The following is a 23,137-nucleotide window of genomic DNA, read 5'->3' on the forward strand; positions in this document are numbered from 1 at the left end:
GCTATCTTTCTGCGCCTGCCGTCGTCTTGCCGCGGGCGTGTTTGCCGATAAAGGTCTCTACGGCTTTCAGCTCCGGTTCGATGATCTGGAAGCGCTCCTCCCTGTGCATCAGATCAGCAAGCCACGTCGGAAGCGCCGGGTCAATACCGCAGGCCGATTTTACGGCGGCGGGGAATTTCGCCGGATGCGCGGTCGAAAGCGTCACCATCGGCGTATTCGGCTTTTCTTTCTTCCTGGCGACGAAGACGCCGATCGCCGAATGCGGATCGAGCAGATAACCGGTCTCGGCATGGGTCTGGCGGATCGTCTCGGCCACCGCCTTCTCGCTGGCGCGCCCGGCCCGGAAGTCGCGGCGGATCGCCTTCAGCGCTTGGCTGCCGATCTCGAAACCGTTGGATTGCTTGAGGCTTTCCATGGCGGCGCGCACCTTCGAGGCGTCGCGGCCATAGGCTTCGAACAGCAGCCGCTCGAAGTTCGACGAGATCTGAATGTCCATCGACGGCGATGTCGTCGCCTTGACCGCCTTCATGTCGTAGCGGCCGGTCTTCAGCGTCCGTGCGAGAATGTCGTTTTCGTTGGTGGCGATAACAAGCCGGTCGATCGGCAGGCCCATGCGCTTGGCGCAGTAACCGGCAAAGATATCGCCGAAATTGCCTGTGGGCACCGTGAACGAGATCTTCCGGTCCGGACCACCAAGCGCCACGGCGGCGGTGAAATAATAGACGATCTGGGCCATGATGCGCCCCCAGTTGATCGAGTTGACGCCCGATAGATTGACCTTGTCGCGGAAGGCCGCGTCGTTGAACATCGCCTTCACCAGGTTCTGGCAATCGTCGAAATTGCCCTCGACAGCCAGCGCATGCACATTTGAAGACGTCGAGGTCGTCATCTGCCGCTGCTGCACCGGCGAGACCTTGCCATGCGGGAAGAGGATGAAGATGTCGGTGCGCTCGCGGCCGGCAAAGGCGTCGATCGCCGCGCCGCCGGTATCGCCCGAGGTGGCGCCGACGATGGTCGCCCGCTCGCCGCGCTTTTCCAGAGCATAATCCATCAGCCGGGCGAGCAGCTGCATCGCCACATCCTTGAAGGCGAGCGTCGTACCGTGAAACAGCTCCATGACGAAGCTGTTCGGGCCGGTCTGGACGAGCGGCGCGATCGCCGGATGGCGGAAGGTGCCGTAGGCTTCGTCGATCATCGCCCGGAAGGTCGCCTCGGGGATCTCGCCATTGGTGAAGGGCGACAGGATGGTGAAGGCTACTTCCTGATAGCTTTTGCCGCGCAGCGCCCGGATCTGCTTCTTGGAAAAGCTCGGCCATTCCCTGGGAACGTAGAGCCCGCCGTCGCGCGCCAGCCCGGTCAGCAGGGCGTCGCAAAAGCCGAGGGCAGGGGCCTCGCCGCGGGTCGAGATATAGTCCACGTTCGTCATCCTTGATCTATCGCTGAAGGAAATCCGGCTGGGTCGAGTCGAGGCCGGATTCGCCGGAAACCGGCAAGGGGCTGCCTTCTGGCCATACCATCGCCGTTATCTTGTTGAAGTTGCCCGCATACGGCGGCGAAAAGTGCATCAAAACGGCGCGTACCCAATCGATTTTTGTTTGCGCCGCTGATATAGACCATCGCAAACCGTCATGAAAGGCCCCGCGAAAAAGTCATGGGGCCTCCAAGAAACGCTTGTGAAAAGGGTGGAACATAGTGCTCGGCAAGGTCTCGCGTCTCATCGTCTCTGCTTCTTTTCTTGCCCTGCTCACCGGTTGCAACTCGCTCGGCATAGGTGGCGACAGCAAGTCGGCCGCGCCGGCGCAGCCCAGCGGCACCGCCCAGATCATGCCGCTGGCGCCCGCCAACCCATCCTCGAACAATCCTTCGATCGGCACGGCCAAGACGGCACAGGGCGCCGTCGCCCCCGTCGTCCAGGGCGCCTGCCCGCAGATCTTCATGCGCGACCAGGATGCGATCTTCCGCACCTATGCCAAGGGCAAGAAGGACGATCCGCAGCAGATCGCCTTCCAGGCCTCCTTCGGCGATTACACCCGCCAGTGCACGCTGAACGATACGAACCTGACGATGACCGTCGTTGCCCAGCTGCGCCTGATCACCGGCCCGGCCGGCGCCCCCGGCCCGGTGACGCTGCCGATCCGCGTCACCATCGTCGACGGCGAGACGGTGCTCTATTCCGAGGTCACCAAATTCCCGACCGAAATCCCGGCAGGTGCGCCGGGCACCCAGGTGATCTTCCGCAAGGACGGCATCAAGATGCCGGTCGGCTCCGGCGCCCTGGTGCGCGTCAACATCGGCTTCGACACCCAGCCGGCAAAGACGAAGAAGAACAGCTAATTCAGAATTCGGTCGAGCTCGGTCGCGCGGGATTTTGATAATCCGGCTTCATCGGCAAAGTGCGGCCAGCGCTTGATGGCGGTTCGGACCTGATCGATGACATCCCTCGCGTCTTGCTCGGGAATCGATGCTTGCCTCGACACGGTCAGCAGGTGCGGCACACCAGGGTCTCTTCCTTCGCCGGCCACCTCGGCGCTGTGTTCGCCGCCCGGCCCGGAAGAGAAGGTAAGGTCGTAAGCGGGAGAGAGCCTCCATCGCCCATCGCCCGCCATCAGAAAGGCGTGGTTTTTCGCGTGGTCGTCGCGGTTCCTGGCATAGACGTTGAAGACCATGCGCCGAAACATCGCGAGAACTTCCGAACTGTCGCGTGTCATCAACAGAGTGAGCTTGTGGAGCTGTTCGTAGTTCACCGATGCTTGTCGATGGCTGGCGTTCAGTATGCCGCTGGCAGTATGCATGTGCAGCCGGCCGGCCACCGTTCGGTCGAATCGCTTGGTGGCGAAGAGGCGGCCGCCTTTCCTTGTCGCGAATATCCTCGTCTCGGCCATCTCCAACCCTGCGGCGCGTGCCATCAAAGCATAGGCCTGCTCCTCGACGCCGATATCGGCGGGGTCGCCAACGCCGCGCGCCTTCACCATCCACCGATCAACTCCGCGTGCCAGATCCTGGCCGTAGTCTAGAACGCAACTGTTCCTGGCTTTGTCGAAACCGATCATGATTTTCGGGCGCGCTCCCGCAGAGCCGCCCTGTGCGCCCTGCAGAGTGTCGATGTCGGCAATCTCGATTTCCGCCTGGACCAAGTCGACTTGCTCGACGAACCAATCCCAATCGATGTCGTCGGCTGATTTGTTCTCGTCGTCAGTCAGCTCCGGAATATATGCAAGCGCACCCATCCCCGTCTTTCCAACCGCTGAAAGACGATCGAGGGGAGTGAGGAGGTGATAGTCGATATCCGCCTTCTGAAGACGGCGATCAAGCAGAAGCCGGCCCCATCCGTCCGGCAGGCTGTCGTTGAACATGCCATGGAGCCCGTCGAATGGATCGCGCGGCGCCGCGATCAGGCCTGGATTTGTCTTGAGGTTGAAAGGGGATACGGGCAAAGGCGCAGCGATGAATTCTGCCGAGTATTCAAAATAGGCTCGGCGTTCGTCGCTGCTCCAAGCAAGCGTTCCCAGATTTCTGGCGTTCCCCTCCAGATCGAGAACGACGCTCATTTTCCAGATCGGCTTGAATTTCATCTCTTTCGCACCCTCTGCCTGACAGGACGGCCAATCACATCGGCAATCGTCTTGGGCGGGCGAGGCGGAAACAATTGTTCGAATTCCGCTTCGGCTTCCAGGACAAAGGCGATCTTCACAAGGGCTTCGAGCGAAATCTTTCCCGTTTCCTCGAACAGTCTCAGAGATCCGTAGGAAACGCCGGACCTTGCGGCCAGCTCCCTTTGAGTGAGGCCGCCGTCAATACGCCGGCGCTTCATCCGCTCCGACAGGCCGCCGGTTACCTCGGCGGGAGAGGTCATATTAAATGTGAACATAATGGCACTTATATCACGCTTTGGATATAAGTGCCAATATAATAGCAATTACATCTCACCGGTCGTTCCAGGGAGAAATCAGCAATTGCCGTATGTGTGGGCCCGCGGCGACGGGCCTGAGGCTCTAGAGAACGTTGTCCCAGGCCGCCAGTGCGGCGACGACGCCTGGCAGGTCGTTCATGCGGGAGATCGCCGTTTCGGCGCCGGCATCCGTCAGCTTGTCGGCATGGGCGGGATAGCTGTGCGAGGCGCCGGTGAAGCCGATGACGCGCATGCCGGCGGCGCGCGCTGCATGAACGCCGTGCACGGAATCCTCGACGACGACGACCTTGTCGGGGGAAACCCCCATCTGGCTGGCGCCGTGCAGGAAGATGTCCGGCTTCGGCTTGGCGCGGTCGGGGCCGAGATCCTTGGCGGAGAAAATGTTCGGCGCAAACAGCTGCTTCAGCCCCACCTTGCTCAGCATCATGTCGAGCCGCTTGCTGCTCGAATTCGAGCAGATGCAGCGCTTCATCGGCAGCCTGGAGACGGCAAATTCGACGCCGGCAATCGCCTTGACGTCGCTGGCCAGCCGGAGGTCGAGCATCTGCTCGGACTTCTCGAGCAGCGAGGCCGAAAACGGGATGCTCGCCTCGCGCTCGATCTGCAGCAGGATGTTGCGCCATGTCATGCCGGCGAAGCGTTCGCCCATTTCTTCGACGCCAATCGGATATCCGGCTTCCGTCAGAAGCACGGATTCGACTTCCGCGGCGATGATTTCCGAATCGACAAGTACGCCGTCGCAGTCGAAGATGATGAGGTCGAAGCCGTCCATATGTTCACGCCTTGCTGGAGTCTGGGCTGGAAGTCTGGGTTTGTCCGGGAATGCTGCGGCTTTACACGATGCCCGGCCAAAGCTCAACCTGATCCCAAGCATGGCTGCGATGCGGCAGGCGACCGGCTCCGTGAACCCCCTTCACCGGACGAGCGCCAAGCGCGCTCGTTCAGCTCGCTGCAGCCTGTCCCGCCACTTCGTGGCGAGCCCGGTTCAGGCTGACCAGACTTGCTATGGCTGCGCAGCCGGCGGCAATGACGATTGCAAAGTTGAGCGCTGTCGACAACGGCAGTGTCGCGAAGATGATCGACATCGAAATCCCGCCCAGGGTCTGGCCGAGAAGCCGCGCGGTGCCTTGCATGGCGCCGGCCGCACCGCTTCTGGCTTTCGGTGCGGAGAGAAGCAGAATGCGGTTGTTCGGCGTCTGGAACAGTCCGAAACCGAGGCCGGCGAGCACAGTGCCGATGATAAATGCGATGCCTCTCGGATCAGGCGGCGTGAGGCCGGCTACCAGAAGGCCAAGCGCCAGAAGCGCCCCGCCAATGGCGCAAAGCCATGCCGTCTTGACGCGGTTTGCCAGGCGTCCGGAGATCGGCGCAATGATCGCGGTCGCGACAGGCCAGGGCATCATATAGAGACCGGCCAGAACCGGCGTCATGTGCAGCGTGTGTTGCAGGTAGAAGGGCAGCGCGATGGTGCTCAGCGTCTGGCCGCAGAAGCAGAAGATCGAGGCGATGACCGCCACGCGGAATGCCGGCGCCGCCAGCAGATCCGTCGGAACGAGCGGGGTCCGGCTGTTCCGCTCGAGGCGCAGCAGGATGAAGAGGCAGGCGAGCGAGGCAGCAATCAGGATGGCACCGGTTACCGGTGCGCTCGCCATCCGATCGGCGCCCGAGAAGAACAGGATGAACATCGCCGCATTGGCCAGCAACGCCTTGGCGTTCAGCTTGCGTTTTGCGCCCTCGACGTGCCCCAGCATGCCGCCGCCGAAGAGGACGATGGCGCCGAGTGGTATATTGACGGCAAACAGCCAGGGCCAGCTGGTGACGGAAAGGATGGCACCGGCAATGCCGGGGCCGGCAGCTGAAGAAATGGCGATGACCATGGCATTGATGCCGATGATCGGACCCAGCATGTGTTGCGGCAAGGCCTGGCGCAGGTTCATCATCCCCAGTGCCATGATCGCGCCGGCGCCAAGGCCCTGTGCGAAACGGGCAAGGATCAGCAACGGGAGGTCGGGCGCCAAGGCGCAGGCCGCCGAAGCCGCGGTGAACAGGGCGACGCCGAGCAGGAAGACCCGCCGCGCGCCATAGATCTCCCCCAGCGCGCCGCATGGCAGAATGGCGACGAGCACGGCCAGCTGATAGGCCGAGACGACCCATACGGTGCTGCCTGCTTCCGCGTGCAGCGACAGCGCAATCGAGGGTAAGGCGACGTTGGCGATCGCGCCGTCCAATACGACGAGAACGATGGATAGAAGCAGGAGAGCAATCGCCAGATAGCGGCGCGGCGAGACCAGGCCGTCTTGGGAAACCGGTGCGGTTGAAGTGAGGGACATGGAGAACTCCTCGGATGGTTGCGGGGACGCTCGATTAATTAGGCCCTGCCGACACATCGCGCCAGACGCAACAAATGCAATTGACCTTTGCGTTTTGCGCCATGCCTGAGTAGGATTTGAACTATGTCAGATCTCGATTTGAACCTGCTGGTGGCGCTGGATGCGTTGCTGCGCGAGCAGAGCGTCTCGGCCGCCGCCCGCCGGCTTGGCCTCAGCACCTCAGCCATGAGCCGGACGCTGTCACGGCTGCGGACCGCGCTCGGTGATCCGATCCTGGTGCCGGCCGGGCGCGGCATGGTGGCGACGCCGCATGCCCTGGCGATTGCCGAAGAGGTGCATGCGTTGAAAGATGCGGTGAAAACGGTGCTCAGCCCGCCGTCAACCGTGGAGATCCGCGAGCTGCGGCGCGACTTCACCATCCGTGCCAATGAGGCCTTCGTGCTGCTCTATGCCGCCGATCTCAGCGCTGCCGTCACCAGTGCTGCGCCAGGGATCAGGCTTCGTTTTGCGCCGAGATCGGACAAGGACCTTCAGGCTTTGCGGGACGCGGCGATCGATCTGGATATCGGTGTCCTGCCGCGCGACGGCGGCGAGCTGCGCTGCCAGAGCCTTTTCGAGGACCGCTTCGTCGGTGTCGCAAGGGCAGGGCACCCGATCTTCGATTCTGAGATAACGGCCGAGGTCTATGCCGCGGCAGGCCATGTGGTCTTCTCGCCGCAAGCGGATTACACCGGTCCCGTCGACAGGGCGCTCGCCGAACTGGATCTTTACCGTGACGTCAGGCTGATCGTGCCGAGCTTCCCGGCGGTGATCGCCGTTGCGGCGGCTTCCGATCTGATCGGCTCGATCCCGAAATCCTATTGCAAGTCTTCCGCGATCAGCGACATCAGGACCTTCGACCTGCCGGTCGCCGTGCCGGGTTTCAACATCGTCCAGGCCTGGCACCCCCGCATGGACGCAGATCCCGCGCATCGCTGGCTCAGGGCGCTGATTTTCGAGACGTTCCACGCGATCAACTGAAGAAGCGGCCAGCCGAAGCAAACGCTTCGGCCCGTTTCACCGGAATGCGTGAACGATCGCTTTCAGGGCAGCCATGACCTTTTCAACGAAGCCGTCAGGCCGCCCACTGCGCGCTCCGCCGGCCGGCCGCAGATTGCGTCGAAGCCGTCGCACGCAGCTTGAAGCGGGAAACGAGTTCGCGCAGCGTGGCGGCTTCCTGAGCGAGATGACCGGAGGCCGCAGTTGACTGCTCGACCATGGCGGCGTTCTGCTGGGTCACCTGGTCCATCGAATTGACGGCGGTATTGACTTCGGCAAGGCCGGTCGACTGTTCTCTTGCCGATACGGCAATCGCATCCATGTGTTGACTGATGCGGGCGATCTGCTCGCTGATGGCGCTCAGAACCTGGCTGGTGTCGAGAACCAGCTTGACGCCGCTTTCCACTTCCACCGACGATTTCTGAATGTGGCCCTTGATTTCCTTTGCCGCCTGCGCCGAGCGCTGGGCGAGCTCGCGGACTTCCTGGGCCACCACCGCAAAGCCCTTGCCCGCTTCGCCGGCACGGGCCGCTTCGACGCCGGCATTCAAGGCCAGAAGATTGGTCTGGAAGGCGATTTCGTCGATCACGCCGATAATGCTGGAGATCTGCTGCGACGAGGCCTCGATGCGGCGCATGGCCTCTTCGGCATGCGACACGACCTCCGCGGATTTGGCGGCGTTGCGATTGGCATCGGTCGCCTCGCTGCGCGCCTCATCGGTGCGCTTGCTCGAATTCGAGACATTGGCGGTGATCTGATCGAGCGCCGCTACGGTTTCTTCGAGAGACGCCGCCTGCTGTTCGGTCCGTTTCGACAGATCGCCGGCTCCCGATGCGATTTCCCGTGTGCCTTCGTCGATCGCGGCGATGGCCGTTGCGATGGCGCCGAGCGTCTGATCGAGCTGCCGGATCGACATGTTGAAATCATGCCGAAGGCTCTCGAAATCAGGCGAGAACGGCTCTTCGATCTGGAAGGCGAGATCGCCGGATGCAAGCCGCTTCAGGCCGGCGGCAAGGCCCGACGTTGCTGCCCGCAGCCGCTCGGCTGCATCCTCGTCAGCCTGCTTGCGGGCCGTGACCCGCTCGGTTTCGCCCTGCAAGCGCGCTGTCTCGGCGTCCTGTTCGAGTTGCTTGTTGGCAATCGCTGCCTGGCGGAAGACTTCGACAGCCGATGCCATCGTGCCGATTTCATCGGTGCGTCCGATCCCGGTCGCGGCAATGGCCGTATCGCCGCCGGCGAGCCTTTGCATATCGGTGGACAGCGAAAGTATCGGTTTGGTGACGCTCATGCGGGTGAGGAAATAGAGGCCAAAGGCGAAGATCGCGGCGGCGGCGAGAAGTGCCTTCAGCACGATATCGACCGAGGCTTTGATGTCGGCGTTATGCTTGGAAATCTCGTCCGATACAGCGGTAATCTGATCCCCGGCCTGTTCCATGGCCGTCTCCAACTGAGAGAACTGGCCCATGAATTCAGGCAATGCCTTCAACGCCGCCGACGGATCCTTGCCGGCAAGATCGACCATCTCCGTGGCGCTTTTCACATAGGTCAGAAGCGGACGTTCGACGCCGGCAAGGACCGCTTTGGTTTTCTCGTCGGAAACAAGCGCCTTGTTGGCGTCGATCATCTCCCGAAACGACGCCTCATGCTCCGCCAGATCCGCCTTCACCGCAGCTGCGTCTATGCCGGCTGCCGGGTTGGATGCCAGCAATGAGGCGAGCACATCCGAGCGCAGCGCGTCATGCATCATATCGGCCTGCATGTGGTTGCGCAGGATCTGCGCCGACTGGGCAACATCGGCACTGTTTGCCGAGAGGGTGGAGGCAGACCAGATGCCAACCTCTGTGGCGCCGCCCGCCAAGGCGAAAATCGCAACACTTGCTATGATGATCTTATGCTGGATCGACGCCATGACGATGTTCTCAGGTTAATGTGGAACCTGAGAATAACGGAACATGCTTAATGATTTCTCAGCGAGACCACGCGAAGCCGCGTAAAAACAATAGGTTGTAGTATTTGGCTCACTCGATGAGCAGTTGAATGCTCTTCAAGAAGCGGGTTTGGAGCACCGGGCGCCGTTACACCAACGGCCGAGGGCTCGCCCCTGTCCGAGTGAGGCGAGCCCAGCCAAGCTACTGTTGTGGCAGGATGATCTTCTGATTGGTGGTGTTCTTGACCGGCTTTTGGCCGGGCACATGCGACATGGTGCGGGTCGTGCTATCCAGCGTGTCGCCGTCGGTGCTGGTCTTCGTGCGGGACTTGCTGAATGTGCCTTTGTCGACGGCCTGGGCTTTGGTCTGCGCCTTGAGCTTGTCGCCATTGTCGTTGATATGGGTCTTGCTTTGCGCCTTTCCGTCGATGGTGGCGGCACTGCCGCCCGAGCCGATCGAGGATGTCGTGCCGCCGTCGGTTCGGCAGGCGCCCGCCGTTCCCACAGAGCTGGCCGAGGTGCCTCCGGCCGAGGCGCTGCCGCCCGTTCCCACCGTTCCGGCCGCATTGCAATCCTCTGCAAGGACCACCGAACTCGACGCGAGAAGGGCGATCGAGGCGGCGGCGATAAAGTTGAGATGTTTCATTGTCCTCTCCTATTTCGTCGGTTTCGTCATTGAGCAGGTGCCGTCGGAGCGTTTGGTGACGACGGTGCCGTCAGGCCGGGTGATGCTCGCGGTGGAAAAACTGTCGACGCTTCCCGATCCGGCCGAGGAGCCGGCGGAGGCGGATGACGAAGAGGAGCCGGCCGAGCCGCTGCCGGTCGTCGTCGATGAGGAGACGTGCCCATTGCCCGCCGTCACGGTGGTGGACATATCTCCCGCCTGCGACTGGACGATCGTGCATGTCGTTCCGTCGTCGAGCTTGATCTCTTCCGACATCGTTTGCCCGGCGATCAAGACCAGGCAAGCGCTCAGTGCGATTGTGGAAAATTGGGTCATTGTCTTATCTCCAAGGGTTTGGCCGACGCCGCAGAGGCGCCGGCCGACAACGTCAGCAGCCCTTGGTGCCGGCGCCATCCTTCTTGACCTGGCCGGGCGCGCAGCCCTTCTTGCCCTTGCTGTCGTGCGAGGTTCCGGCCGCAGAGCCGCCGGTGCCGACGGTGCTGCCCGTCTTGTCGCCATCCGCAGACGAAGCGCCGGTTCCGACACTCGATGCCGAATTCGCATTGCCCGAGCCCGCCGCAGAACCGCCGGTGCCCACGCTGCTGCTCGAGGTGCCGCCGCCGGCCGACGAACCGCCGGTGCCGAGCGTCGAAGCAGAACCCGAGCCCGATCCAGAGCCCGCGGCAGAGCCGCCGGTGCCGACAGTACTGCTCGATGTGCCGCCTCCAGCAGATGAGCCGCCGGTGCCGACCGTCGACGACGAGCCGGAATTGCAGTTGGTTGCGCCGGCAGGGCAGGTGCCCCCGGCAGAGCTGCCACCAGTACCGACGGTGCTGCTCGCAGTTCCGCCGCCGGCTGATGAACCGCCGGTGCCGACCGTGCTTGACGATTGAGCAAAGCCGGAAACCGTCGTGCCGGCCAGAAAGGCCGCTGCCAATGCGAGATGTGTTACCTTCATCATGATGTATTCCTCCGTTTGTTTTTGAGCTGCTATCGCGTCCGCAGTGGATGGGTAGCTGTCTGACAAACTTCGGTTACACCCCACTGTTCCTGTTCTAGGCACTCAGTCGGAGGGGCCCCGGACCTTGGTCTGACCGCGCCGGCATAGGAGCAAAATGGGGTCCTTTGCCGTCCGCCCGGCTGGTCGGACACAGCTATCCCCGACCGGCGCGACACCCTGCTCATTGCGGGCTTACGGGCTTGGGCGTAGCATGTCAGGCAATAGGAGAGGGACCATGAAGCTGTCAGCTCTTGTTCGACCGGCAGCAGCCGTCGCGCTGCTATTTGCCTTCACACCCACCGACGTCACCGCCAAGGGCAACCACAGAAGCTGTGCAGAGCTGCAGGCGATGATGGATCACGGTCTGACCGGCGGAAAACATGCCGGAGATGGGCCCGAAAGGAGGGCCAAGATCGAACGGAAGATGAGGAAGAAGGGCTGCTCGACGAGACTATAAGTCGCCTACGAGAGCCGGCGGCGGATGCCGTCTGGCGGCCGACCCTGTTGCAGAAGCCGAAGGCAATTCGACCGGGACGTGCGCAACAGCCTGTTAGCTCAAGCTAGGCGGGCGCGCGATCGATGAAATCCACATGATCACCGGCTTATCACCGTTCCAGGACTATCCTTGGCATTCTCCTGCACTAGATGGCGCTCGGGGAAGAGGATGCCACCGCCGCTATTGGGGATGAGGAGACGCGGCACGCCAAGGAACGGACCGAGAGGAAGACTGCATGACGATCGAGGACATCATCGAAACCCTTGAGAAGACGGATATGCCCGACAGCCGGATCGACGCCTTCATCACCTGTGCCTTTCTGTTGAAGCAATTCCGGCCGGCTGAACCAACTGATTTCGACGGTCCCCACGACTACCTGCCGAGCAGCATCAAGTCGCAGCACGGCTTCCTGATGGCGCGGCCCTTCACTCACGACGTCAATCAAGCCATCGATCTATGCCGGGAAATCCGGCCGGATGCAGTCTGGCAGCTTGCCCGCGGCCGCCAGACGCCGGACGAGCGGCTTTACGGCGCGCAATTGCGCGAAATCGAGGAAGGCGAAAGCGTGCTCGGTGAAGCCGAGAGCAATCACGCCGCACTGGCGCTCACTCTCGCGGCGCTGCGCGCCCATGTCAGGCAGGAAGATGAAAAGAGAGCGGGCGTCTAAGCCAGCCGGAACCTACGCATCAACCGGAAACAGCTTCAGAAACTGCCGGTCGCCTTCCGGCGAGAAGAGGATCGAGCGGCTTTCGGCGGAGCGCCGGGCCCAGCCCTTGTCGAGGAAGCTTGACAGCAGCGCCTTGCCGAGACTGCCGGCAAGATGGGCGCGTCTTTCGCTCCAGTCGAGGCAGGAACGGCAGAGCGGACGGCGTGAGGATCTGAGACCGCCGACATCGATGCCGATGCATTTGAGATCGCTTTCGCCCTTTTCGGTCAGCGCCAGTCCTTCTCCGACCGCGTCGATCGAGCCTGAAGCAATCAGGCTGTCGAGCATGCGCACGCCGTAATCGCCGGCCAGATGATCGTAGCAGATGCGCGCCTTGCGCAGCGCCGGCTCTTTCGGCCCCGGCCGGTGGCGCAGATGCCCGCGCCCGGCGGCAAAGCCCATCATGCTTTCGATCAGCCGGGCGACGGCCTCGTCGGCCAGCGTGAAATATCGGTGGCGCCCCTGCTTGCGCTGGGTCAGCAGCCCACCGGCTTCGAGCTTGGCCAGATGGGTGCTCGCCGTCTGCACGGTGATGCCGCCGACGCCGGCAAGCTCGGTCGCCGTCAGCGCCCGGCCGCCGGTCAGCGCCGCCAGCATATTGGCCCGCGCCGGATCGCCGATCAGCGCGCCGATCTGGGCAATGTCAGGTCCTTCCTTCATAGTTCGATCGTAACCGAAGCATCGCCGTCCGGCAATGTGCGAAAACGGGGAAGCACAAAAGGAGAAACCGATGATCACCTGCTTCATCCGCTACGAAATCGACCCCTTCAAGAAAGAGGCCTTCGCCGAATATGCCCGCAACTGGGGCCAGGCAATTCCCCGGAACGGCGCCGATCTGATTGGCTATTTCGGCCCGCACGAGGGATCGGCGACGACAGCCTACGGCGTCTACAACATCGAAAGCCTTGCCGCCTACGAGGCCTATCGCGCCAGGCTGGCGGCCGACCCGCTCGGCCGCGACAATTATGAATATGCCAGACGCGAGTGCTTCATCCTGAAGGAGGATCGCATCTTCCTGAAAAACGTCTCCGCCCCTCACGCAAAGCTGGTGCTGCCATGATCGCCGTCATTTTCGAAGTCGTGCCCTATATGGGCGAACGTCATAAATATCTCGATCTCGCCGGCGAATTGCGTAGCGAACTCGAAAAGATCGACGGCTTCATCTCGATCGAGCGTTTCGAGAGCCTGACGACCCGCGGCAAGCTGCTGTCGCTCTCCTTCTTCCGCGACGAGGAAGCGGTGAAGGAATGGCGCAACCTCGAGGCTCACAGGGCCGCCCAGCAAGCCGGCCGCGGCGGCATCTTCGCCGATTATCGCCTGCGCATCGCCAGTGTCGTGCGCGATTACGGCATGTTCGAACGCGACGAGGCGCCGGCTGATAGCCGCAATTTTCATGATGCCGCGTGATGTCTTTTGGCAGCGGCGGCCGAATAAAATCCCGAAATCGGCCACCGCTTCAGGCTTTGGTAACTAAGTTGCGTAACCATAACGGAGAGTTAAGCGTCAAGCGTATGAGTGAGTATCAGAATGGCATCAGTTTTTCCGCTTGCCGACCTCAAGGCTTCCGTCAAGTCGGATTCCCGGCCGGGTTCTCGGTCGGATTCTTGGGTCGACACGATCATCAAGGGCGATTGCGTCAGCGCTCTTGAAGCTTTGCCCAGCCACTCCGTCGATATCATCTTTGCCGATCCGCCGTATAATCTTCAGCTCGGCGGATCGCTGCATCGTCCCGATCAGTCGCTGGTCGATGCGGTCGATGACGAATGGGATCAGTTCGCTTCCTTCGAGGCCTATGACGCCTTCACCCGTGCCTGGCTGCTCGCCTGTCGGCGGGTGCTGAAGCCGACGGGTTCGATCTGGGTGATCGGCTCCTACCACAATATCTTCCGCGTCGGCGCCACGCTGCAGGATCTGAATTTCTGGATATTGAACGACATCATCTGGCGCAAGACCAATCCGATGCCGAATTTCAAGGGCCGCCGCTTCCAGAACGCCCATGAGACGATGATCTGGGCAAGCCCGAATGCCAAAGCCAAGGGTTATACCTTCAACTACGATGCGATGAAGGCCGCCAATGACGACGTGCAGATGCGCTCCGACTGGCTGTTCCCGATCTGCAACGGCAATGAGCGGCTGAAGGGCGAGGACGGCAAGAAGGTGCATCCGACGCAGAAGCCGGAAGCGCTGCTAGCCCGCGTCATCATGGCCTCGACCAAGCCAGGCGACATCGTGCTCGATCCCTTCTTCGGCTCAGGAACGACGGGCGCCGTCGCCAAGCGCCTCGGCCGTCACTTCGTCGGCATCGAACGCGAGCAGGATTATATCGATGCGGCCTCGGCCCGCATCGCCGCCGTCGAGCCGCTTGGCAAGGCGGAACTGACGGTCATGACCGGCAAGAAGGCCGAAGTCCGCGTCGCCTTCAACGTGCTCGTCGAAAGCGGCCTGATCAAGCCCGGCCAGGTGCTGACCGACGCCAAGCGCCGTTATAGCGCCATCGTCCGGGCCGACGGTACGGTCGCCTCAGGCGGCGAGGCCGGCTCTATTCATCGTCTCGGCGCCAAGGTGCAGGGTCTCGATGCATGCAACGGATGGACCTTCTGGCATTTCGAAGACGGGCAGTCCCTGCGCCCGATCGACGATCTCAGGTCCGTCATCCGCAGTGATCTGGCAAAGGTGGAATGAGCAGCACCTTAGACGGAGCATGATGTCGTCCGAAAACCGCTTACACTTTTCGGCATCATGCTCTGGCAGATCGAAATACCTTCTTCCGGTTTCCTCCAGTTGCGGAAGAAGGCCAAGGCGCCCGAGGCTTAAACCTCGGGCGTCTTCTATTTCTGAGGTGCTGTTTCAGAAATCCTTGTAGTCGGTGACCTCGACGCGGGTGATGCGGCCTTCCGCATCGAAGGTGATCGTCTCCTCGCCCTCGCGGATCAGCGGCTTGCCGGTCTGGCTGTGGGTGGCGCGAAGCGACCAGACCGCCCGGCCGGAAAGCGGCGTCAGGTTTTCGACAAGCGAATTATCCGCCGTCTGATCGGGATAGTCGTCGAAATATTTCCGGAAGGCGGCCATGATCTCCGCGCGGCCGGAAAGACTGCCGACGCCATTCGAGACATAGGTGGCGTCTTCGGCGAAATAGCCCTCGATCGCTGAGAAATCGAGGGCGTTGATCGCGGCGTGAAAGCGTTCGATTTCTTCTGCCGGGTCGAAAGCCATGGTCTCAGACTTTCAATCCGTAAGCGGCGAGATCGCTGCGCAGCTTGTCGGCGCCCGAAAACAGCACCGCATTCCAGCCGAAAGCTTTGGCGCCTTCGACATTGACCGGCGCGTCATCAATGAAGATCGTCGCCTTGGGATCGAGGCCGAAGGTGTTGGTATGGCTCTCGTAGATCGCCAGATCCGGCTTGATCAGGCCGACATCGCCGGAAACGGTGACGCCGCGCGGTTTGGTCAGGAACGGGAAGCGCCCTTGCGCCTCGCGAAAAGTGTCGGAGGCGAAATTGGTCAGCATCGTCACGTCGCGGCCTTCGGCAATCAGCCCTTCCATGATCGCGACGCTGTCCTCATAGGCGTGCGGCACCATCTCGTGCCAATATTTGCGGAAGGCGCGGATATGCTCCTCACGTGCCGGGTGCTCAGCGATCAGCAGCGCTTCGGCTTCCGCCCATGTGCGGCCGCGGTCCTGCTCGACGTTCCAGTCATGGGTGCAGATATTGGCGAAAAACCAGTTGCGCTCGCTCTCGTCGGGGATGAGCCGGCTGAAAGGAAGATGCGGATCGTAATGAATAAGAACTTTGCCGATATCGAAAACGATATGCTTTATGTCGGTGGTCATGGTCATCCCTTGGACGTTTTGAACGCGAGTGGAATAGCCGCTGCGATCGCTTTTTTCATGATGGTCGGCAAGGCCTGCGCTTCAAGATTTGTAACCGGCTCCCACCATCCGTCATTGGCGCCGCCATTCGTCTTCGGCTTGGCGGCGATCGCCGTCCGCCAGATCGAAAGCCTGAGCTCGAAATGGGTGAAGACATGGATGACGGTGCCGCTGGCCTGCCATGCCGCCTCGAAGGGTGCTGCCGAGACGGAAGTCTCGCCGTCGATACGCGCCGTCCAACCTGTCGTCGGCACCTCGGTCATGCCGCCGAGCAGGCCGCTTTCGGCGCGCCGCCTCAGCAGGATCTCGCCATCGCCGGTCACGGCGATGAAGGCGGCGCCGTGGCGCACCGGCTTTTCCTTCTTTGCCGCCTTGACCGGGAAGAGCTCGGGATCGGAAAATTTCAGCGCCTCGCAGGCGCCGCGAAACGGACAGAGCGAACAGGCCGGCCGCTTCGGCGTGCAGATCGTCGCCCCGAGATCCATCATCGCCTGGGCGAAATCGCCGGGCCGGGCCGCAGGCGTCAGCAGCGCCACCTTTTCCCTCATCAGCGGTTTTGCCGCAGGAAGCGGTGTGTCGATCGCGTAAAGCCTGGAGATCACCCGCTCGACATTGCCGTCCATCACGGCCGCCGGCCGGTTGAAGGCGATGGCGGCGACGGCGGCTGCCGTATAATCGCCGATGCCGGGCAGCGATTTGAGACCTTCTTCGGTATCGGGAAAGACGCCGCCATGTTCGCGCGCCACCGCTTCGGCGCATTTCTTCAGGTTGCGGGCGCGGGCGTAATAGCCAAGCCCGGCCCAGGCGGCCATGACAGCCTCGTTCTCGGCCGCGGCAAGATCGCTCACCCTTGGCCAGCGCTGCAGAAACTTGGCGAAATAGGGTTTGACCGCCTGCACCGTCGTCTGCTGCAGCATCACCTCGGAAAGCCAGACATGATAGGGATCGGGTTTGATGCCGCTGGCCGCCATGCCGGGCGAGACACGCCAGGGCAGGTCGCGGTGATGGCGGTCGTACCAGTCGAGAAGGGGTTTTGCGAAGGGCGTGTCGAGGGTGATCGTCATGATTTGCCGCGATGGGGGAGGTGGCCTATACTTGGCGAAGCAATGCCCTGCGATCAAGTCGTTCGCGGGGCGTCCAAGGGTTTCGATGAGTTATCCACGTAAAGGTGCAAAGCAGATTTCCGAGCTGGCCAACGGCCTGATCGATCCCGTCCTTGCGCGCCGCGCCGGCATCAACACGGCTCTGCTCGGCTCCTGGAGTGAAATCGCCGGCGAGGATTTTGCCGATTGCACCCGGCCGGAAAAGATCGCCTGGGCCCGCGGCGGCGGCGATGACGGCGGCTTCCGCCCCGGCGTGCTGACGATTGCCTGCGAAGGCGCCCGCGCGCTTTTCCTCACCCATGCGCAGGGCGAACTCATCCAGCGCATCAACAGCTTCTTCGGCTTTGCCGCCGTCCACCAGATCCGCATCGTCCAGAAGCCGGTCTCCAACCCCGCCCGCCGCTCCCGCACCCCTCCGCCGCTGAAGGGCGAAGCCGCCCGCAAGCTCGAAGGCATGATGGAGGGGATCGAGGGCGACAAGCTGCGCCAGGCGATCCAGCGCTTGGGGACGGCGGTGATGGGCAAGCGGGGGAGTGGGCGCTAGCGCGGGTTCTCCCAATCCATGTGGCATCCGTCAGCCCGAGCCATGAATCCCAGGCTCAGGGCCTGGGATGACGGAGATTGAGGATCGCGAGAGGCTGGAGGCACGCCAATAGCGCCCGACTCTGCACCGTCGCTGTGTTCGCAGAAGCAATCCCGCCCTCCGTCGTGCTCGGGCTTGACCCGAGCATCCATTCACAAGCACTCTGCTTCCATCAGAGCCTCTCCCAAATAAGCATGCATATCCGAGAGGCTATGGTGACCGAATGCTTCGGATGCTTTATTTGTATAGCAGACAGGAGAAAAATCATGCTGGCCTTGCGGTTGCCGCCGGAAATTGAAGCGCGGCTCGATGAACTTGCCAAGCGCACGGGCCGAAGCAAGAGCTTCTACGCGCGTCAAGCGATCCTCGAACATCTCGATGATCTCGAAGACATCTATCTCGCCGAAAAGCGCCTCGAAGAGCTTCGCCGAGGTGAGAGCGACACCGTGTCACTGGCCGAGCTGATGGCGCGTCATGGTTTGGAGAATTGAGTTTCAGCGAGCGGCCGAACGCGAACTTGAAAAGCTCGGACATGAAGGCGCCCGCCGGATCTTGCGATTTCTCAATGATCGCGTTGCCAGACTGGATGATCCCCGATCCATCGGAGAAGCTCTCAAGGGATCCGAACTCGGGGATTTCTGGAAATATCGCATCGACGACTATCGAGTGATCGCAAGCATCGATGACGGGGCGGTCCAAATCCTCATCATGAGGGTGGGCAACCGCAGGGATGTCTACCGATGAAATCGACAAACGGCCAATCGCGCAATTTTGTCTGGCGGTCCCATCACGGTCACAATTCTTTGAAGGAAGTTGGTGATCCGTGGCTTGTGAGCGGCCGCCAGCCGTTATATCGCACAGTCATGCCGTCACTCTCATTGCTTATGGGGAACCCATGCAGATGTCCGAAATGCAACTGACGAAACGCCGCCTCCTGGGTGGGATCGCCATCGCCGCAGCTGCCGCAGCGCTTGCCGCCTGCAACGACAGCAAGGATGCTGCCGATGCTTCGTCCTCCGGCAAGACCATGGCCGACGGCACCAATGTCGATACCATGCAGACGGCGGCGACGTCGGCGACCGAAATGCCGCAATCCGACGGCGATGTCGACATGGCCGAAGTGCTGAAGCCGGGTACGCTGCCGGAGATGGCGCTTGGTAAGGCCGACGCTCCGGTGAAAATCGTCGAATACATGTCGATGACCTGCCCGCATTGCGCCCATTTCCACAACACCACCTTCGACGCCATCAAGCAGAAATACGTCGATGCCGGCAAGGTGCAGTTCATCATCCGCGAATTCCCCTTCGATCCGCGCGCTGCCGCTGCCTTCATGCTCGCCCGCTGCAGCGCTTCCAATCCGGAGCAGTTGAGCACGCCGGAGCAGTATTTCCCGATGGTATCGATGCTGTTCAAGCAGCAGCAGGTCTGGGCTGCCGCCGATGATGGCCGTGCCGCACTGCTGCAGATGTCGAAGCTTGCCGGATTTACTGAGGATAGCTTCACGAAATGCTTGACGAACCAGAAGCTTCTGGATGAAGTGAACGCCACGCGGGAAAGAGGTTCCAAGGATTTCGGCGTCAACGCCACGCCGACGTTCCTCATCAATGGCAAGCGCTACTCTGGAGACATGCCGGTTGAAACCTTGTCGGCGCTCATCGACAGCCTCATCTGAACCGGATCGTTCCGACACGACGGGCGACGGCGAAAGCCGTGCGCCCGTTTTTTATTTTCAGCGCAGTTTGCGGGTGTGGCCCCCTCATCCGCCCTACGGGCACCCGGGGTCGAGCCGCAGGTCTCGACCCGTCCTTCGGACCCCCGCTGGGGAGAAGAGGGAATCGAGACGTTGCGGCACGTCCCCTTCGCCCCAGCGGGGAGAAGGTGCCGGCAGGCGGATGAGGGGGCTTCCTGCCGTGGATATTTCTGCATGAAGTTCAACAAGCTGCGCCTGGTCGGCTTCAAATCCTTCGTCGAACCGACGGAATTCATCATTGAGCGCGGGCTGACCGGCGTCGTCGGGCCGAATGGCTGCGGCAAGTCGAACCTCGTCGAGGCGCTGCGCTGGGTGATGGGCGAGAATTCCTACAAGAACATGCGCGCCTCCGGCATGGACGACGTGATCTTTTCGGGTTCGGGAAACCGCCCGGCGCGCAACACCGCCGAAGTGGCGCTCTATCTCGACAACGCGACACGCACCGCACCCGCCGCCTTCAACGACAGCGACGAGATCCAGGTCACCCGCCGAATCGAGCGTGAACAGGGTTCGCTCTATCGCATCAACGGCAAGGAAAGCCGCGCCAAGGACGTGCAGCTGCTGTTTGCCGACGCTTCCACCGGCGCCCGGTCGCCGTCGATGGTCGGGCAAGGCCGCATCGGCGAGCTGATCCAGGCCAAACCGCAGGCCCGCCGCCAGCTGCTCGAAGAGGCGGCCGGCATTTCAGGCCTGCATTCGCGCCGCCACGAGGCCGAACTGCGGCTGCGCGCCGCGGAAGGCAATCTCGAGCGTCTCGACGACGTCACCTCGCAGCTCGAGAGCCAGATCGAGAGCCTGAAACGCCAGGCCCGCCAGGCCAACCGCTTCAAGACCCTGTCTGCCGATATTCGCGCCCGCGAGGCGATGCTCCTGCATATCCGCTGGGTGCAGGCCAAGGAGGCCGAGGCCGAGGCCGACAGCGCGCTCAACCAGGCAACCTCGGTCGTTGCCGAAAAGGCGCAGAACCAGATGGAGGCGGCCAAGCACCAGGGCATCGCCAGCCTGAAGCTGCCGGAGCTGCGCGAGGGCGAAGCGCGCGCCGCCGCCGCGCTGCAGCGCCTGCAGATCGCCAGAAGCCAGCTGGAGGAGGATGCAGGCCGCATCCTGCGCCGCCGCGACGAACTGACCCGCCGTCTCGCCCAGCTTGGCGAGGATATTCGCCGCGAGGAGCGGCTGGTCGCCGACAACGCTGTCATCCTGGCGCGGCTCGATGCCGAAGAGGCGGAGATTTCGGAAGTGCTCGCCGATTCCGGCCGCTATGCCGAGGAAACCCGCGAGGCCTTCGAGGGCGCGGCGGCAAAACTTGCCGACAGCGAGCGCATCTTCACCCAGCTGACCGCCGAGCGCGCCGAGGCCGCCGCCGGCCGCAACCAGCTGGAACGCGCCATCCGCGATCTCACGGACCGCCGCATGCGCCTCGAACGCCAGATGGATGAGGCCAATCACGAACTCTCGGCCGTCGCCGACAAGATATCCGGCCTGCCGGATCCCGAAGAAAAACGCGCCATCGTCGAGGCCGGCGAAATCGCCGTCGCCGATGCGGAAGCTGCCGTCCAGGCAGTCGAACAGGCGCTGGCTAGCGCCCGCCAGACGGAGGCGCTGGCGCGCGCCCCGGTCGATCAGGCCCGTTCCAGCCTGAATGCGCTGGAAACCGAGGCCCGCACCATTTCCCGCATGCTCGCCGCCGGTGCCGCGGCCGGCAAATTTCCGCCGGTTGCCGACGAGCTGAAGGTCGACCGCGGCTTCGAAACAGCACTAGGCGCTGCCCTCGGCGACGATCTGGAATCGCCGCTCGCTGCCGAAGCGCCGGCCCATTGGTCGGTGAATGGCGATGGCGTCGGCGATCCCGCGCTTCCCGAAGGCGTCACACCGCTGCTTGCCCATATCAGCGCGCCCGCCGCACTGACCCGCCGTCTGCGCCAGATCGGCCTTGTCGTCAAAGCGGAGGCGGAGCCGCTGATGGCGGCGCTGAAGCCCGGCCAGCGGCTGGTGACGAAAGAGGGCGCCGTCTATCGCTGGGACGGCCATGTCACCGGCGCCGATGCGCCGAGCGCTGCCGCTCTGCGCCTTGCCCAGAAGAACCGGCTGGCCGAGCTGGAGAGCGAAGCGGCGATCGCGCGCGACGTGCTCGCCGAAGCCGAGGAGCGGCAGGCGGAAGCCGCCGAGGCGATCCGCATTGAGGAGCGGAAACTCGCGGAAGCCCGCGACATGAGCCGCCTGTCGGCGCGCCATCTTGCCGAAGCGCGCGAAGCCCTGGTTGCCGCCGAGCGTGCCTCCGGCGAGCTGATCCGCCGCCGCGATGTCGTCAGCGAGGCCGTCAGCCAGCTGCAGTCGCAGTTGGAGGAAATCGGCGTCCAGGAAGAGAATGCCCGCATCGAGCTGGAGGATGCGCCGGATCTGACTGCGATCGACGAGCGGCTGCGCTTCCAGCAGGCGGAGGTGGCGACCGATCGCGGCGCGCTGGCCGAAAGCCGTGCCCGCCATGAAAGCCTGGCCAGGGAAAACGAGGCGCGCCAGCGCCGTATCGTTGCGATCGGCCAGGAGCGCGAGACCTGGCGCCAGCGGGCTACCAGCGGCGAAGACCATGTCGCGACGTTGCGCGAGCGTGAGGAAGAGGCGCGCGAAGAGGCAGCCGAGCTCGAAATGGCGCCGGATGAATTCGACGACAAACGCCGCGCTTTGCTGAGCGAATTGCAGAAGGCCGAGGAGGCGCGCCGCAATGCCGGCGATCTGTTGGCCGAGGCCGAACGCATCCAGCGCGAAGCCGACCACAAGGCGACGACGGCACTGTCCGAGCTTGCCGAATGCCGTGAACGCCGCGGCCGCGCCGAGGAGCGCCTGGTTTCCGCCCGCGAGAAGCGGCAGGAAAGCGAAAGCCGCATCCGCGAGGTGCTGAATGTCGCCCCGCACGAGGCGCTGCAGCTGACCGGGCGTCAAACCATGCAGGCGATTCCCGATCCGCGCGAGGTCGAGCGCGAGCTGGAGCGCCTGAGGATCGAGCGCGAGCGGCTCGGCGCCGTCAACCTGCGCGCCGACGAGGAACAGAAGGAGCTGAGCGAGAAGCTCGAAGCGCTGATCAAGGAACGCGATGATGTCATCGACGCGATCCGCAAGCTGCGCGGCGCCATCCAGAGCCTCAACCGGGAGGGCCGCGAACGGCTGATCGCCGCCTTCGACATCGTCAACGCCCAGTTCCAGCGGCTGTTCACCCATCTTTTCGGCGGCGGCACCGCCGAGCTGCAGCTGATCGAATCCGACGATCCGCTGGAAGCCGGCCTCGAAATCCTGGCACGGCCGCCGGGCAAGAAGCCGCAGACCATGACGCTGCTCTCCGGCGGCGAACAGGCGCTGACGGCGATGGCGCTGATCTTTGCCGTCTTCCTCACCAATCCGGCGCCGATCTGCGTGCTCGACGAAGTCGACGCGCCGCTCGACGACCACAATGTCGAGCGCTACTGCAACCTGATGGACGAAATGGCGGCCTCGACCGAAACCCGCTTCGTCATCATCACCCACAATCCGATCACCATGGCCCGCATGAACCGCCTCTTCGGCGTCACCATGGCCGAACAGGGCGTCTCCACCCTCGTCTCCGTCGACCTGCAGACCGCCGAACGCCTGCGCGAGATTGCCTGAGGTTTGGCGTGGGCGTGGATCCCAGGCTCAAGGCCACGGCTGTCCGGTTAATCCGATGGCTGCCCCTCACCCTAACCTGACCGGGGTCGAGCCACGGGGCTCGCCCCGTCCTTCGAACCCCCG

At 62.8% G+C, this 23,137-nt stretch carries 25 protein-coding genes; 12 read left to right on the plus strand and 13 right to left on the minus strand.

Annotated features, from left to right (window positions below; translation table 11 throughout):
* Window position 1: 1 nt before the first annotated feature.
* Window positions 2-1,426: a threonine synthase gene (gene thrC / locus RLEG4DRAFT_RS37865; protein WP_037094618.1), complete on the minus strand. Its 1,425-nt coding sequence runs from the start codon at window positions 1,424-1,426 to the stop codon at window positions 2-4.
* Between the two features lie 263 nt (window positions 1,427-1,689).
* Here thrC and RLEG4DRAFT_RS37870 point away from each other — a divergent pair, with 263 nt between their 5' ends.
* Window positions 1,690-2,334, plus strand: coding sequence for a hypothetical protein (locus tag RLEG4DRAFT_RS37870; RefSeq protein ID WP_171898288.1), 645 nt, complete (start codon window positions 1,690-1,692; stop codon window positions 2,332-2,334).
* On the opposite strand, the gene RLEG4DRAFT_RS37875 is transcribed toward RLEG4DRAFT_RS37870, so the two are convergent.
* From RLEG4DRAFT_RS37875 to RLEG4DRAFT_RS37890, 4 genes are all read right to left on the minus strand, one after another.
* Window positions 2,331-3,572, minus strand: a complete 1,242-nt coding sequence (locus RLEG4DRAFT_RS37875) for a type II toxin-antitoxin system HipA family toxin (protein ID WP_003584775.1) — start codon at window positions 3,570-3,572, stop codon at window positions 2,331-2,333. The two genes, RLEG4DRAFT_RS37870 and RLEG4DRAFT_RS37875, sit on opposite strands and share 4 nt — an antisense overlap.
* A complete protein-coding gene (locus tag RLEG4DRAFT_RS37880) occupies window positions 3,569-3,868 on the minus strand; it encodes a helix-turn-helix domain-containing protein (RefSeq protein WP_003584777.1) in 300 nt (99 codons plus the stop codon). Before RLEG4DRAFT_RS37880 ends, RLEG4DRAFT_RS37875 begins: the two co-directional genes overlap by 4 nt.
* Window positions 3,869-3,992: 124 nt before the next feature.
* Entirely contained in the window at window positions 3,993-4,682 is a 690-nt protein-coding gene (locus RLEG4DRAFT_RS37885; protein ID WP_003584778.1) for an HAD family hydrolase, read from the minus strand.
* 169 nt (window positions 4,683-4,851) lie between these two features.
* Window positions 4,852-6,240: an MFS transporter gene (locus tag RLEG4DRAFT_RS37890; RefSeq protein ID WP_003584779.1), complete on the minus strand. Its 1,389-nt coding sequence runs from the start codon at window positions 6,238-6,240 to the stop codon at window positions 4,852-4,854.
* 123 nt (window positions 6,241-6,363) lie between these two features.
* On the opposite strand from RLEG4DRAFT_RS37890, the gene RLEG4DRAFT_RS37895 reads away from it, so the two are divergent.
* On the plus strand, window positions 6,364-7,260 hold the full coding sequence (locus RLEG4DRAFT_RS37895) for a LysR family transcriptional regulator (protein WP_003584781.1): 897 nt from the start codon (window positions 6,364-6,366) through the stop codon (window positions 7,258-7,260).
* Window positions 7,261-7,354: 94 nt separating this feature from the next.
* On the opposite strand, the gene RLEG4DRAFT_RS37900 is transcribed toward RLEG4DRAFT_RS37895, so the two are convergent.
* From RLEG4DRAFT_RS37900 to RLEG4DRAFT_RS37915, 4 genes are all read right to left on the minus strand, one after another.
* Window positions 7,355-9,187 (minus strand): methyl-accepting chemotaxis protein, encoded by a 1,833-nt coding sequence (locus RLEG4DRAFT_RS37900; RefSeq protein WP_003584783.1) that lies wholly within the window; start codon window positions 9,185-9,187, stop codon window positions 7,355-7,357.
* Between the two features lie 220 nt (window positions 9,188-9,407).
* A complete protein-coding gene (locus RLEG4DRAFT_RS37905) occupies window positions 9,408-9,851 on the minus strand; it encodes a hypothetical protein (protein ID WP_003584784.1) in 444 nt (147 codons plus the stop codon).
* A 9-nt stretch (window positions 9,852-9,860) separates the two neighbouring features.
* Window positions 9,861-10,205, minus strand: a complete 345-nt coding sequence (locus RLEG4DRAFT_RS37910; RefSeq protein ID WP_003584786.1) for a hypothetical protein — start codon at window positions 10,203-10,205, stop codon at window positions 9,861-9,863.
* Between the two features lie 52 nt (window positions 10,206-10,257).
* Window positions 10,258-10,830 (minus strand): hypothetical protein, encoded by a 573-nt coding sequence (locus RLEG4DRAFT_RS37915; protein WP_003584788.1) that lies wholly within the window; start codon window positions 10,828-10,830, stop codon window positions 10,258-10,260.
* Window positions 10,831-11,104: 274 nt separating this feature from the next.
* On the opposite strand from RLEG4DRAFT_RS37915, the gene RLEG4DRAFT_RS37920 reads away from it, so the two are divergent.
* Window positions 11,105-11,326, plus strand: a complete 222-nt coding sequence (locus RLEG4DRAFT_RS37920) for a hypothetical protein (RefSeq protein WP_003584789.1) — start codon at window positions 11,105-11,107, stop codon at window positions 11,324-11,326.
* Window positions 11,327-11,600: 274 nt separating this feature from the next.
* Window positions 11,601-12,032 carry a hypothetical protein gene (locus RLEG4DRAFT_RS37925; protein ID WP_003584791.1) on the plus strand — a complete coding sequence of 144 codons (432 nt, stop codon included), beginning with the start codon at window positions 11,601-11,603 and terminating at the stop codon, window positions 12,030-12,032.
* Window positions 12,033-12,044: 12 nt separating this feature from the next.
* Here the strand turns inward: RLEG4DRAFT_RS37925 and RLEG4DRAFT_RS37930 are convergent, their stop codons facing one another.
* Entirely contained in the window at window positions 12,045-12,731 is a 687-nt protein-coding gene (locus RLEG4DRAFT_RS37930; RefSeq protein ID WP_003584793.1) for an ArsR/SmtB family transcription factor, read from the minus strand.
* A 70-nt stretch (window positions 12,732-12,801) separates the two neighbouring features.
* Here RLEG4DRAFT_RS37930 and RLEG4DRAFT_RS37935 point away from each other — a divergent pair, with 70 nt between their 5' ends.
* The 3 genes from RLEG4DRAFT_RS37935 to RLEG4DRAFT_RS37945 all read left to right on the plus strand — a co-directional run bounded on the left by RLEG4DRAFT_RS37935 (window position 12,802) and on the right by RLEG4DRAFT_RS37945 (window position 14,753).
* Window positions 12,802-13,131, plus strand: a complete 330-nt coding sequence (locus tag RLEG4DRAFT_RS37935; protein ID WP_003584795.1) for an NIPSNAP family protein — start codon at window positions 12,802-12,804, stop codon at window positions 13,129-13,131.
* Window positions 13,128-13,478, plus strand: coding sequence for an antibiotic biosynthesis monooxygenase family protein (locus RLEG4DRAFT_RS37940; protein WP_003584796.1), 351 nt, complete (start codon window positions 13,128-13,130; stop codon window positions 13,476-13,478). The genes RLEG4DRAFT_RS37935 and RLEG4DRAFT_RS37940 overlap by 4 nt, the downstream gene beginning before the upstream one ends.
* Before the next feature lie 120 nt (window positions 13,479-13,598).
* Window positions 13,599-14,753, plus strand: a complete 1,155-nt coding sequence (locus RLEG4DRAFT_RS37945; RefSeq protein ID WP_003584798.1) for a site-specific DNA-methyltransferase — start codon at window positions 13,599-13,601, stop codon at window positions 14,751-14,753.
* 165 nt (window positions 14,754-14,918) lie between these two features.
* Here the strand turns inward: RLEG4DRAFT_RS37945 and RLEG4DRAFT_RS37950 are convergent, their stop codons facing one another.
* Genes RLEG4DRAFT_RS37950 through mutY form a run of 3 tightly spaced genes read right to left on the minus strand, consistent with a single transcriptional unit; the run spans window position 14,919 to window position 17,006 of the window.
* Window positions 14,919-15,284 (minus strand): nuclear transport factor 2 family protein, encoded by a 366-nt coding sequence (locus RLEG4DRAFT_RS37950; protein WP_003584800.1) that lies wholly within the window; start codon window positions 15,282-15,284, stop codon window positions 14,919-14,921.
* 4 nt (window positions 15,285-15,288) lie between these two features.
* A complete protein-coding gene (locus RLEG4DRAFT_RS37955) occupies window positions 15,289-15,903 on the minus strand; it encodes an HAD family hydrolase (RefSeq protein WP_003584802.1) in 615 nt (204 codons plus the stop codon).
* 2 nt (window positions 15,904-15,905) lie between these two features.
* A complete protein-coding gene (gene mutY / locus RLEG4DRAFT_RS37960) occupies window positions 15,906-17,006 on the minus strand; it encodes an A/G-specific adenine glycosylase (RefSeq protein ID WP_003584804.1) in 1,101 nt (366 codons plus the stop codon).
* Window positions 17,007-17,091: 85 nt separating this feature from the next.
* Between mutY and RLEG4DRAFT_RS37965 the strand changes: the two genes are divergently transcribed.
* The 5 genes from RLEG4DRAFT_RS37965 to RLEG4DRAFT_RS37985 all read left to right on the plus strand — a co-directional run bounded on the left by RLEG4DRAFT_RS37965 (window position 17,092) and on the right by RLEG4DRAFT_RS37985 (window position 23,014).
* Entirely contained in the window at window positions 17,092-17,589 is a 498-nt protein-coding gene (locus RLEG4DRAFT_RS37965) for a DUF721 domain-containing protein (RefSeq protein ID WP_003584806.1), read from the plus strand.
* A gap of 305 nt (window positions 17,590-17,894) precedes the next feature.
* Complete coding sequence (gene relB / locus RLEG4DRAFT_RS37970) at window positions 17,895-18,119, plus strand: type II toxin-antitoxin system RelB family antitoxin (RefSeq protein ID WP_003584808.1); 225 nt, start codon at window positions 17,895-17,897, stop codon at window positions 18,117-18,119.
* Complete coding sequence (locus RLEG4DRAFT_RS37975; RefSeq protein ID WP_003584810.1) at window positions 18,103-18,372, plus strand: type II toxin-antitoxin system RelE family toxin; 270 nt, start codon at window positions 18,103-18,105, stop codon at window positions 18,370-18,372. Before relB ends, RLEG4DRAFT_RS37975 begins: the two co-directional genes overlap by 17 nt.
* 157 nt (window positions 18,373-18,529) lie before the next feature.
* Window positions 18,530-19,300: a DsbA family protein gene (locus RLEG4DRAFT_RS37980; RefSeq protein WP_003584813.1), complete on the plus strand. Its 771-nt coding sequence runs from the start codon at window positions 18,530-18,532 to the stop codon at window positions 19,298-19,300.
* A 252-nt stretch (window positions 19,301-19,552) separates the two neighbouring features.
* Entirely contained in the window at window positions 19,553-23,014 is a 3,462-nt protein-coding gene (locus RLEG4DRAFT_RS37985) for a chromosome segregation SMC family protein (protein WP_003584815.1), read from the plus strand.
* The last annotated feature ends 123 nt before the right edge of the window (window positions 23,015-23,137 follow it).

Source organism: Rhizobium leguminosarum bv. trifolii WSM2297, from assembly GCF_000271845.1.